Below are 11,875 nucleotides of genomic sequence, written 5' to 3' on the forward strand. Positions count from 1 at the left end.
CTACCAAGGAAGCCGCAAGCAGAATCTTGTGGCTGAACTTCAGGTTATTGGTCATGGCTTCTTGCGTCCGGTGGGCACTGGCGCCAGTCTTGGCTGGCTAGCAGGCGTTGTCGATTGACTCAGCTCCGTGTCTTTCGTTGTGTCGGCCACACTGCATTAAAGCTTTAAAACGGGAGAGTGAAATGCCAGGGCTAAATGAATTTTTTCTCGGCGCCGATCCAACTGGGCAACCGGTGGCGCAGTCGCTGCGCTTGGCTAACCGTCATGGTTTGATTGCCGGCGCCACCGGTACTGGTAAAACCGTGACCTTGCAGCACCTGATGGAAGCCTTTAGCGATGCCGGCGTGGCCGTATTTGCTGCCGATATCAAAGGCGATTTGTGCGGCATTGGCGCCGCCGGCTCACCCCAAGGCAAAGTCGCTGAACGTATCGCCAGCATGCCCTGGCTGAACCATACGCCGCAGGCTTATCCGGTCACGCTTTGGGATGTGCACGGTGTTAGCGGTCATCCACTGCGCACCACCTTGAGTGAGATGGGCCCTCTGCTGTTAAGCAACCTGCTGGAGCTGAGCGACAGTCAGCAAGCCGCGCTCTATGCCACCTTTCAAGTAGCCGACCGCGAGGGCTTGTTGCTGCTGGACTTGAAAGACCTCAAGGCCATGCTTAACCACCTCAAAGAAAACCCGCAACTGCTTGGCGCCGACAGCGCGCTGTTCACCAGCGGTTCCAGCCAGGCGCTGTTACGTCGTCTTGCCGTACTGGAGCAGCAGGGCGCCGAGGCCCTTTTTGGTGAGCCGGCGCTGCAACTGGAAGATATTCTTCACCCCGACGCCGATGGCCGTGGGCGCATTCATTTGCTCGACGCCAGCCGCCTGGTACACGAAGCGCCTAAGGTTTACGCCACCTTTCTGTTATGGCTGCTGGCGGAGTTGTTCGAGCAACTGCCGGAGCGCGGCGATGCCGATAAACCGCTGCTGGCGTTGTTCTTTGATGAAGCGCACCTGTTGTTTGCCGATACGCCCAAAGCCTTGCAAGAGCGCTTGGAGCAGGTGGTGCGCTTGATTCGCTCCAAAGGTGTGGGTGTGTATTTTGTCACCCAGTCGCCCAGTGATTTGCCCGACGACGTGTTGGCGCAATTGGGCCTGCGCATTCAGCACGGCCTGCGTGCGTTTACCGCCAAGGAGCAGAAATCCCTGCGCGCGGTGGCCGATGGGTTTCGCAGCAACCCGGCGTTTGACACCCTGAGCGTGCTGACTGAACTGGGCATTGGTGAAGCGTTGGTCAGCACCCTGGAAGAAAAGGGCACACCGGCCATGGTGCAGCGCGTGGCGATTGCGCCGCCGCAATCGCGCATCGGGCCGTTGAGTGAAAGCGAACGTGCCGCGTTGATTCGCCAATCGCCGCAAGCGGGGCGTTACGACAAAGCCGTAGACCGTGAGTCGGCCTACGAACGTCTTACCGCCCGTGCCGCTGCCAGCAGCGAAGCGCAAGACGCGCCGCCAGTGGCTGCGGACAAGGCTGGTGGAGGTTTTGCCGACATAGCCGGTGCCTTGCTCGCCGGTGCAGCCGGGCAAGCGCTGAAAAGCGCCGCGCGGCAGGCGGCCAATCAGATTGGTCGTGAGTTAGTGCGCGGGCTGCTGGGCTCGTTGCTGGGCAAAAAGCGCCGTTAACACATGCCCGTAGGGTGTGCCGGTTGATAACCAAGGCAAACACGCCAGGATCGCTCGGTGCGCACAGCACACCCTACGACGGTGCCGTTAGAGATCGGTATCTTCGCCAGCGTCGACGTGGGCTTGCTGTTCTTTTTCGATCTTTTCTTTCTCGATCTTTTCCAACTCGCGCTCGAATTGTTGGTCGAGGAAATTGGAGCGTTTACGCCACGGCTTGCGTTCCGGGTCCGGTTGAGCGGCGTAGGTCACAACTTCCCCGCCGTAAACTTCCGTGTAACGCTGCGCCTGGCGCTCGAGTTCTGCGCGCAGTTCGTCTTTGGTCACGTACGTATCTCTGCTCATGGTGAGCCGACTGTCCAGCATGCTGGGTTGCATCGCTGTGTGAGCAGTCGGAAGAGCGGCGCTGATGCGTCGCCTGTTCTTTAGGCTGACTTAGCCAGAAACACAATTAATTCAGTGGCTTATGTTTGAAGGTTGAATTAATTGGCGAGCCGACGTTTTTACGTCGTGAGCGGATTATAACCAAGCGAAATGAAAAATCTATCAGTTGCCCTCATGGTAGTGAGTCACAGCCGCCCCCCGTTATTGGCTGATGGTGATTGTCCCTATCGCGTCCCCGGCACGGACGCCTGACAACGCTGAATACGTTGCAGCGCCTCGTGCTGAGTCGACGCACTTGTAGGATTACGCTTACAAGTCAATGAGAAAAAGAATTTCAGTTGCCGGTCGGATCTGACAGGTCCCCATCTTTGAAGTGCGTAACTTCGCCACCCTCTTTTCGCGATGGTTACGAGCTTTTATGAAACGTTTTATTCCTTATTTATTATGCGTACTTCCTCTTTTCGCTCACGCACATTGGGACAGTGCTTATTATCACGGTTCTGGTATGGCGGGTACGACCGTCAAAGCAGACTGGATGAAAGACTTGTTGGACTCTCAATCGATAATGCAAGTTTCCATTCCCGGAACCCATGACTCAGCCAGCCGAGTCGGTGGTCCCTATGTAGAGACCCAGACGATGGATATACCGACACAGTTGCGTGCCGGTATACGTTTTTTGGATATCCGTGCGAAATCCACCAACGGTTCCTTGGCGATCCATCATGGTGCGTATTACCAGGGCATCATGTTTGGAACAGTGCTAAGTCAAGTGAAGGCCTATCTAAATGCCCATCCTTCGGAATTCGTGTTGATGCGGTTAAAAGAGGAGGAGAGTAATGATCCTGAATTCGACAGGATCGTTAACAAGTATATGGGTTTTCCGCAATATCGTGATGTGATTTGGCAGCGTGCAGATCCATCTGATTTCATCCTTCCTCGTGTGGGTGATGTGCGCGGGAAAATTGTGGTCTTGTTGGATTATGGCTTTTATTATGATCATGACAGAAAACCCAGTTTTGGCCTGCGATATTCTGACTTTAACCAGCAGGATAAATGGAAAGTTAATACTAATTGGGATTTATACAGCAAGTGGGAAAAGGTCCGCGATTATCTGGATCGGTCTCAGCGGGGGCAGGTTGGTCTTATTAATTTTCTATCGGGTTCCGATATTGCATTTCCCTATTTCGTCGCCAGCGGCCATTCCTCGCCAGGAACCTCCGCGCCACGCTTGGCTACAGGCCTGACCACACCTGGCTGGAGCTGGAAGTGGAAGGACTTTCCGCGAGTTAACTGCTTTATTGGTATTTGCACAATTGCCTTTGAAGGCACCAATGTTTTGGCTCGTAAGCATATTGAAAAGTTTAATAGTAAAAACTTCCATATGAAGGGCCCAGGAGACGGATTAATTACCAGTGACGGGTTTCTAAGGAACAGCCCGTACGTGGGTGTGATCGTTGCAGATTTTCCCGGTCCTGGTCTTATTGAAGCAGTGGTGGCGGCTAATTCGCTTTATAACTTTGAGCAGTGCACTGCAGATGACGGTTGTGTCGAATCGTTGTGCAGAAATGGCCTGAGATATCGGGCTCGGTATACGCCGGAAAATGTCAGTCCGTATATTCAATCTTATGATGAAACTTCTCAGTCGTGGCGGTTGGTCGGGCCTTATAAGTCCAGCGCGGCTAACATTGAAACCGGCTACTTGCCTGCCGGCCAAGAGTTTTATGTGTATACGCAAGAAAGTGGGCAGCGAGATATATATGTGCGTAATAGTCCGCAGGCGTGGAATTTTTGTTCTGTTGGCGAGGGCGATCCTGATTGGCGGTATATCAGTACTGCATTTTATCCTTGGTCTCAAGAGCGCTCGGTTACTGCGCACGCTTATTCGCCCGTTAAAAATAAAGCGCAGATCAAATTGATCAAGGACGCCGGGAGTTTGCCAGTGTTATCGAGCCCTGCTCCCATAAAACAGGAAACTTCTTCGTCCGACTCTACTGCAGCACCTCTCTTTAAAAAATTCACTGGCGGCCTAGTTCTGCCCAAGCCAGTCGCCAAATAAAGAAGTTGCTTTTTTGCCAGAAACCTACGCCCTGAACCGCTCGCCGGTCAGGGCGTTTTGCGTGTTATGCCTTTAATTGGCTAGCGAACTGGCCAATGGCATCCACCACTTTTTGCGCGCCATCTTGAATCTCGACAATCACCGCCCCGGCCTCATTGGCCAACCCCAAGCCCTGTTCTGCCTGTTGGCGGCTGCTGGACATGCTGCTCACGGCTGTTTGCGCCAGTTGCTGGTTTTTCGATACCACTTCCACAATTTCTTCCGCCGCCTGGCTGGTTCGGCCGGCCAGCAAACGTACTTCATCGGCCACCACGGCGAACCCGCGGCCTTGCTCACCGGCGCGCGCCGCTTCAATGGCGGCATTAAGGGCCAGTAAGTTGGTCTGCCCGGCAATGCCGCTAATGGTTTTGATGATTGAACTGATCAATAGCGACTGTTTGTCCAGGGCCTCAATACCTTCGGCGGCATCTTGCACCTGGAGGCTGATCTGGCGCATCACCTCTACGGTTTGCTGCACCACAGCGGCGCCTTTCTGGGCGCTGAGGTCGGTTTGCTGCGAAGTGCTGTAGGCGATATTGGCGGCGTCGGCGACGGCGATTTCCTGGTTAACCTGATCGGAAATCACGGTGGCGAATTTCACCACTTTATATAAGCGGTTATGGGCATCGTGCACCGGGTTGTAGGAAGCTTCTAACCATACCGGGCGGCCATAGGCATCAACCCGTTTAAAGCGCCCTGCGACGTAGTCGCCACGGTTAAGCTTGGCCCAGAAGTCTTTATAGCCAGCGCTACTAACTTCTTGAGGCTCGCAGAACACCGAGTGGTGTTTGCCTTTAATTTGTTCGAGTTTGTAGCCCATGGCGCCAAGGAAACGTTCGTTGGCCGTGAGCACTTCGCCCTTAAGGTTGAACTCAATAACTGCGGTAGAGCGCAGCAGGGCATTAATAATGCCTTCGTGTTCTCTTGAGGTTTCGATGGTGCGAGTCAGGTCTGCGGCAAACAGTGAGAAGCTGATCAAGCGTTTCTTACTGTCGCGTATGGGTTGCCAGATTAGCCGTAACCACGCCTCCGCCCCGTTACCACGTAACAGGCGAAAAGCCCCGCTTAGATGATCGCCTTGTTGCAAGGATTGTTTGATCCTCCGGTAGTTTTCTTCCTTGCGAAAGCTTTCGGGGAAAAACTCATCAAGGTGGCGGCCAATCAACTGCTCTGGACGGTAGAGCATTTCGCGCAGAAAGTTTTCGTTGGCTAAGGTGATCTTGCCGCTGAGATCCACCTCCAGCACCAACATCTCTTCATACAGTGAATTTTTAATCTGGTGGGTACGTGCCACTTCTTCTTCGAGAGCGGCCAGTCGTTGCCTGAGATGATTGTTGAACATGCTTGCTTACCCGTCTTTAGAAGAAGTGCATTCCGTTTGCTTGATACGTCGGCACGGCAAAACGTTCCTGAAGCGTAGAAGAGAAATAATCGCCGGTCGGTTCGATACGACAAATTGTTTCAGCATTAACGACTAGCGGCCCCCCCTGCGTTCTGACTAATTACAGTGCCGGCGTACTGCACGGGCCGAGCTTTCTGCTTTTATACGCACAGCGCCGGTAGTGAAGCTGTTACCGCCGTAATGCCAAAGACGCATTGCGTTGCGCTGGGTAAATTCACACTCTAGTCACCACTGCAGTAGGTTTTTCAGCATGTTGAATCAAGACCGTTGCGCACTTGCCTCACCCCCGGAGGCCCTGTTGGGCGAGCCGGTGCTGCTGCATTTGGCCAACGGTTTGTCGGTTCGCTTGCTGCATCTTCCCGACGCTCAACGCGCATCGGCTTTTATTCGGGTGGCGGCGGGCAGCCATGATGCGCCGCTGCAATACCCAGGCTTGGCGCATTTTCTCGAGCACATGGTGTTTCTTGGCAGCACCGGCTTTAGCGCGCAGGACGGCCTTCTAGCCTATGTGCGCGGCTGTGCCGGTGAGGTTAATGCCAGCACCCGTGAACGCCATACCGAGTACTTCTTTGAGGTGCCAGCGACCAAGCTGGCCGATGGCCTGGCGCGTTTGTGCGACATGCTCGCTCGTCCGCTGCTGGAGGTCAGCGCGCAACTGCGCGAACGCGAGGTGTTGCAGGCCGAGTTTGTTGCCCGTGGGCAAGACCGCAACACCCTGTGCGATGCCGCGCTGGGGCAGGCGCTGGCCTATGGGCACCCGTTCTCGGCTTTTCATGCCGGTAACCGTGACAGTCTCAAGGTTGAGCACGCGGCGTTTCAGGTGGCCCTGGAAGATTTCCATCAACGTTTCTACCAGGCCGGGCAGATGCAACTGGTGCTAGCCGGCCCACAATCGTTGACCGAATTGCGCCAGCTTGCGCAGCAACATGGTGCCGTTCTGCGCGCGGCGCCGGCCTTGCTGCAAAGCGTGGCGCCGGCACTGTTGCCGCTGCGTTGTTCGGCCCTGCGCCTGCAAGTGCCGGCAGGGCTGCACCAACTGAGTTTGTGTTTTGCCCTGCAAGGGCTGCCCAGCGGCTACCCGCAGGCGCTGGATTTTCTTGAAGTCTGGTTATGCCATGAAGTCGCCGATGGCTTGCTGGATACCCTACGCTCACGTGGTTGGTGCGATGCCATTGCGCTGCGCCGCGTCTATCAGCATGGCGACCAAGCGCTGCTGTGCATCGACTTGCAACTGAGCGAAACCTGTAATGCCGATAACCGTGCCTCGATCCGTTCGGCCTTGTTTGATTGGCTGAGCTTTTTCCGCGATCAGGATGACTGGCGACCCTGGCGCAAGGAATACGCGCGGATGGCGGCTGTACGTCTGTGCCAGGCAACGCCCTTGCAACTGACGCGTTACTGGAGTGAGCGGCAGCACGCCGATGGCCAACTGGGCAGTGAGCAGCTGTGGGCGCTGCGCCAACTGCTTGGCCAATTGCAGGCGGGTAATTTATTGGAACTGCTCAGCAGCACCGACCCTGTCGAGGCGCAGCGGCAGGTGGGTTTTGCCCTGAACCTGTGCGAACAGATACCGGTGCCGGCGATTGTCGAGTATTGGAACTGGCACCTGCCCGCGGACAACCCCCTGCTGCAACCGTCTCCACCCGCCGCGCCCATGAGCTTTGTCGCAGACAGCGCCGGGCTGACCTTTCTGCCCGGTCCAGGTGCTGTGGAGGAGGGCATCGACGCCGCGCTTTACCTGCACTGGCGCTTCGCGCAAACGCCGCCCGACGGGCTGCTTGAAGTGCTGCAAGTGGCCTTGCGCGCCAACGTGCAATTGGCCAATCAAGCCGGCGTACAGGTGCGTTTCGAGCAGCAAGACAGTGGCTGGCAACTTCGCCTCAATGGCCGCCCCGAGGTGTTGCCGGTGTTGCTCGCGGACCTCGCCCAGGTGCTTGTCCATCCGCCCAACCTGGCCTGGGGGCAGGGCATGCGCCGTCACCGCGAACAGGCTGCGCGGGCCGGCAATGAGCCGTTGGTGCGCCAGTTGTGGCAACGGTTGCCAGAGCTGTTTCAAACGCCGCAGGGCGACGGCTATAAATTATTGCCAACGCCGAATGCCCTGGCGCACGGCTGGCAGACGGCAAGCTACCAAGGGCTGGCGGTGGGCATGTCGGCACCCTTGCGCGCAGCCCTGCACGCTTCCTTGGCGCTGCTACCTGGGCAAGGCCAGGCCCAGCAGTTGAGCATTAGCCAGGCGCAGCCAGGTTGGCACTGGCGCGATGTGTTAAGCGGCGGTACACAAGCGGCGCTGGTGCTGTTCTATCCGCTACCCGACCAGAAGGCGCTGACCGAAGTGGCCTGGCGGCTGCTGGCGCAATGGCTGGAAAGCCCATTCTTCCAACGCCTGCGCAGCGAGCTGCAACTGGGCTATGCGGTGTTTTGCGGTTTTCGCCAGATCGCCGGTTTGCCCGGTCTGTTGTTTGCCGTGCAGTCGCCGAGCGCCAGCGTGGGTGAGATCAGCGCGCATATCGAGGCCTTTCTCCAGGCGCAGAACGAGCGCTTGGCGCTGATCGACCACGGGCAATTGCAGCTGTTGCGCGACAACCTGCTGGAGCAGGTGCAGGCGCTAGCCCAGAGCGTCGCGGGCCTGGCCGATCAGGCCTGGCTAGCGCAGCAACGTGGGCTGGCGGCCGATTGGAACAACCAACTGCAAGCCCAGCTCAGCCAGCTGCAACCGCTGCATGTGCAACAAGCTCTGCAGCAATTGCTCAACGCCGCTGGCGGTTGCTACGCGCTGGCCAACGCCCCCAGCCCCACCTCCCGTTGGCAGCCAATCGCCTTCTAGGGGGGTAGGCGATACTTTGGCTTGCGCCTTGGTGCGCACAGCACACCCTACGGGGATGCGAGTGAGCTGTGCTTTTGTGTGCTATGCGCACCAAGCGAAAGCCCAGGAAACCAGCCCACGGCGTTCCGCCAAAAGTCGTACGGCGTACACCTTTTCGCGGGCCTGCTCGGTGCAGGCGACCGCGCATTTCGTATCCCCGCCCAAAGCCTTTCAACCAAAGCCGCGCTACTCCATCTGCTCCGGTCTACACCGTAAATCGCGCGTCACCGCACCGGCGCCAAAGCAGCGCCAAACCAGGGCCAAAGCTCGATAGGGCAGGGCCTTGGTGCTTTTCATAATCGCCCCGCCACGACTGCATCCTCAGTCGCCTACACAGCGGAGCACGCCATGCGCTACAACAAAAACAATATCGCCACTCGCCCACTTCTTTCTCTGGCCTTGGTTGTGGGCATCGCCCAGCCGGCCCTGGCCGAGATCATGCTGTACGACAAAGATCAAACCACGTTCTCCGCCGACGGCTACGTCAACGCCTTCTATGTGAACAGCAGTATCGATCGCCCTGGCGAGCAGTACGACCGCGACCAGGCGCGGGTAAAAATGGGTTTTCTGCCCAATTGGATCGGCTTCAACATGACCAAGCAGGTCGAAGACCTCAAGCTCGGCGCGCGTTCCTCGTTTTGGGTCACCATCAACGACAGCGAAACCAACGGCACCGACACCGCTATCGATGTGCGCCAGTTCTACGGCACGGTTGACGGCGACTGGGGCCAAGTGCTGATCGGCAAAGACTTCGGCCTGTTCGCCCGCTCCAATATCCTGCTCGATGAACTGCTCGGCGGTTACGGCCAGGTCAGCGATACCCTCGGCCTGGTCGACGGTGGCGGGGTGTCGTTTGGCAATATCGGCAGCGGCTATCCGTACCCGTTCCCTACCTCGCAGATCACCTACCGTACCCCGGTCATGGAGGGGCTGCGCGTCGCTGCCGGCATCATGGACCCGGTTGATACCAACGACGACAGCGCCACTGGCAAGGCCTATCAAGACAACCCACGCTTCGAAAGTGAAGTGACCTACGAGTTCGACCTGGCCGGGGCAAAGATTTACTCCTGGATCAACGGCGCCTACCAGACCTCGGAAAACACCGACGACACGGTCGACACCGTCACCTCCAAAGGCCTGGGCTATGGCGTGCAAGCCAAGATCGCCGACTTCACCTTGGTTGGCTCCGGCTTTACCGCCAAAGGCATCAACCCCTTCTTCACCAACAACCTCGGCGAAGCCTCGCTGCGCAATATGGACAGCAGCGGCTACCTGCTACAAGGCGCCTACCGCTTTGGCAAAAACCGCATCGCCTTGTCCTACGGCAAAACCGCCGACGACGGCAACGGCCTGGGGGTAAAAGCCGATTACGAAACCCGCGCCATCGCCTACACCCGCGACATCAACGCCAACCTGCGGCTGATTGCCGAATACAACCAGTTCCAGATTGATGGCAAGGAAGGGGTGGGCAGCCTCGAAGACACCGATACCCTGGCCATTGGTGCCTCTCTTACCTGGTAAAAAAGCCCATCCCACCACCGTCATTCCGGCGCAGGCCGGAATCCAGAATCTCGCGCCGTACGCAACATCGCGCACCGTTCAATAGCCTGGGTCCCCGCCTGCGCGGGGACGACGGTGGAACAACGAGCATCGTGTTTGGCGCAATGGCCGTCCTCCACTGCGCCTTTTTTATGCGCCGTATGGGTGTGCCGCTACTTTCGGAGGGGGCGGCCGCGACCAGAGTAGGATTCGGCCGCCGTCGCCTGCTCCGTACCATGACCCCATCAGCAGCATTTCCCCCTGGGGCGTCTTTATGCAGCAGCAAACCACCGACGGTGTGGTTATGGCCATGTCCACGGCAACCGAGCCGGAGCAGGTGGCTCAGGACCTGGCGCGGCAGTTGATTCATCCGCACTTGGGTTTTGTGCTGTTCTTCTGCTCGGCCCAATACGACCTGGCGCTCCTGGGCCCAACCCTGGAGCAATACTTTGGCGGCATCGGCCTGGTGGGGTGCACCAGTGCCGGCGAAATCACGCCGCTGGGCTATGGCCGCAATTGCGTGACGGCGGTGGGGTTCGATCACCGCAGCTTTTCCATCGCCAGCGCACTGATTGATGAGATGGAGCGCTTTAGCCTGATTGACGCGCAACAGTTGGTGGAGCGCCTGGTCAGCGATTGCCGCAATAACGCCTTGGCGCCGATCAAGGATCACTGCTTTGCCCTGACCTTGCTTGATGGCCTTTCCAGCCGCGAGGAAGTTGTGCTCGCCGCCCTCAGCGCAGCGTTGGGCAGCATTCCCCACTTCGGCGGTTCGGCCGGTGACGACCTGCACCTGAGCCGCACCTATGTGTATTACGGCGGTGCCTTTCATGCCGGCGCGGCCGTGGTGGTGCTGGTCAATACCCGGCTGGATTTCGAAGTGTTCAGCACCCACCACGTCGAGCCAACCCCGGAAAAACTGGTGGTCACCCAGGCCGACAGTGCCAGCCGCCGAGTGCTGGAGCTGAACGCCGAGCCAGCGGCGCAGGAGTACGCGCGGCTGATCGGCGTGCCGTTGCAGGCGTTGGATGTCGGCTTGTTCGCCGCCCACCCGCTGGCCGTGCGTATCAATGAGCACTATTACGTGCGCTCGATTCAGCGGGTGAATGACGACCTCAGCTTGAGTTTCTACTGTGCGGTGGAAAACGGCATCGTCCTTACCGCCATGACCCCAGGCCCACTGACGCCAAACTTGCAGGGCCTGTTCAATCGCCTGCACGAGCGCCTCGGGCCGCCGCTGTTAACCATCGGCTGCGACTGTTTTTTGCGCCGCCTGGAAGTGGAACGCACGGATGCCCAAGCGCAAACCTCCGAGCTGTATCGGCAACAACGGGTAATCGGCTTTAACTCCTACGGGGAGCAGTTCAATGGCATGCATATCAACCAAACCTTTACCGGGGTTGCCATTGGCCGCCGAGCCAGCCGCGCAGGAGGAACTGGCGAGCCTGCGCCAGGAGGTTGAGCAACTGCGCGACGACAAGCGCAAGCTGCAACGCATCAACGCCGCGCTGATTGAACGGGTGGAGTCCAGCGCCTCGCGCCGCGATGAATCCTATGCCGCGTTCCAGCATTCGGTGGTGCTCGCCGAACAAGTGCGTGAGCGCACCGATGCGCTCAATCAGGCCATGGCCGAACTCAAAGCCAGCAACCAGTTGCTTAGCGATGCGCGCCTACGCGCCGAGACCGCGCACCAGCATTTGATCGACGCCATCGAGAGCATTTCCGATGGCTTTGCCCTGTTCGATAAAGACATGCGCATCGTCCTGTTTAACAGCCGCTTCAAATCGTTCTGGGCCCGTAGCCGCGCGCGCATTGGCAGCGGCACCCGGCTGTCGGAGATCAAACGCCTGGCCGAAAGCACTGGGCTGATTGTTGAAGAACACCGCCGCAGCGGCGACGACCACACCCTGTATCGCCTGCAC

8 protein-coding genes are annotated in these 11,875 nt (G+C 58.0%); 6 read left to right on the plus strand and 2 right to left on the minus strand.

The window, feature by feature from the left end; all coding sequences use genetic code 11:
* The first annotated feature begins 182 nt into the window (after positions 1-182).
* Entirely contained in the window at positions 183-1,670 is a 1,488-nt protein-coding gene (locus AAAB16_RS17650; RefSeq protein WP_340664493.1) for a helicase HerA-like domain-containing protein, read from the plus strand.
* 87 nt (positions 1,671-1,757) lie between these two features.
* Here the strand turns inward: AAAB16_RS17650 and AAAB16_RS17655 are convergent, their stop codons facing one another.
* The gene (locus AAAB16_RS17655; protein WP_340664500.1) at positions 1,758-1,994 is read right to left on the minus strand and encodes a hypothetical protein; all 237 of its coding nucleotides are present in this window, start codon (positions 1,992-1,994) and stop codon (positions 1,758-1,760) included.
* Between the two features lie 475 nt (positions 1,995-2,469).
* Here AAAB16_RS17655 and AAAB16_RS17660 point away from each other — a divergent pair, with 475 nt between their 5' ends.
* The gene (locus AAAB16_RS17660; RefSeq protein WP_340664494.1) at positions 2,470-4,107 is read left to right on the plus strand and encodes a phosphatidylinositol-specific phospholipase C; all 1,638 of its coding nucleotides are present in this window, start codon (positions 2,470-2,472) and stop codon (positions 4,105-4,107) included.
* A gap of 64 nt (positions 4,108-4,171) precedes the next feature.
* Here the strand turns inward: AAAB16_RS17660 and AAAB16_RS17665 are convergent, their stop codons facing one another.
* On the minus strand, positions 4,172-5,488 hold the full coding sequence (locus AAAB16_RS17665) for a methyl-accepting chemotaxis protein (RefSeq protein ID WP_340664495.1): 1,317 nt from the start codon (positions 5,486-5,488) through the stop codon (positions 4,172-4,174).
* A gap of 310 nt (positions 5,489-5,798) precedes the next feature.
* Between AAAB16_RS17665 and pqqF the strand changes: the two genes are divergently transcribed.
* The 4 genes from pqqF to AAAB16_RS17685 form a co-directional block, all read left to right on the plus strand.
* A complete protein-coding gene (gene pqqF, locus AAAB16_RS17670) occupies positions 5,799-8,375 on the plus strand; it encodes a pyrroloquinoline quinone biosynthesis protein PqqF (RefSeq protein ID WP_340664496.1) in 2,577 nt (858 codons plus the stop codon).
* A 387-nt stretch (positions 8,376-8,762) separates the two neighbouring features.
* The gene (locus AAAB16_RS17675; RefSeq protein ID WP_340664497.1) at positions 8,763-9,935 is read left to right on the plus strand and encodes a porin; all 1,173 of its coding nucleotides are present in this window, start codon (positions 8,763-8,765) and stop codon (positions 9,933-9,935) included.
* 292 nt (positions 9,936-10,227) lie between these two features.
* On the plus strand, positions 10,228-11,415 hold the full coding sequence (gene nosP / locus AAAB16_RS17680) for a nitric oxide-sensing protein NosP (RefSeq protein WP_340664498.1): 1,188 nt from the start codon (positions 10,228-10,230) through the stop codon (positions 11,413-11,415).
* Positions 11,321-11,875 (plus strand): PAS-domain containing protein (locus AAAB16_RS17685; protein WP_340664499.1); only part of this gene is annotated, 555 nt, incomplete at its 3' end. The genes nosP and AAAB16_RS17685, both read left to right, overlap by 95 nt.

The organism is Pseudomonas sp. (assembly GCF_037994325.1).
Taxonomy (GTDB): domain Bacteria; phylum Pseudomonadota; class Gammaproteobacteria; order Pseudomonadales; family Pseudomonadaceae; genus Aquipseudomonas.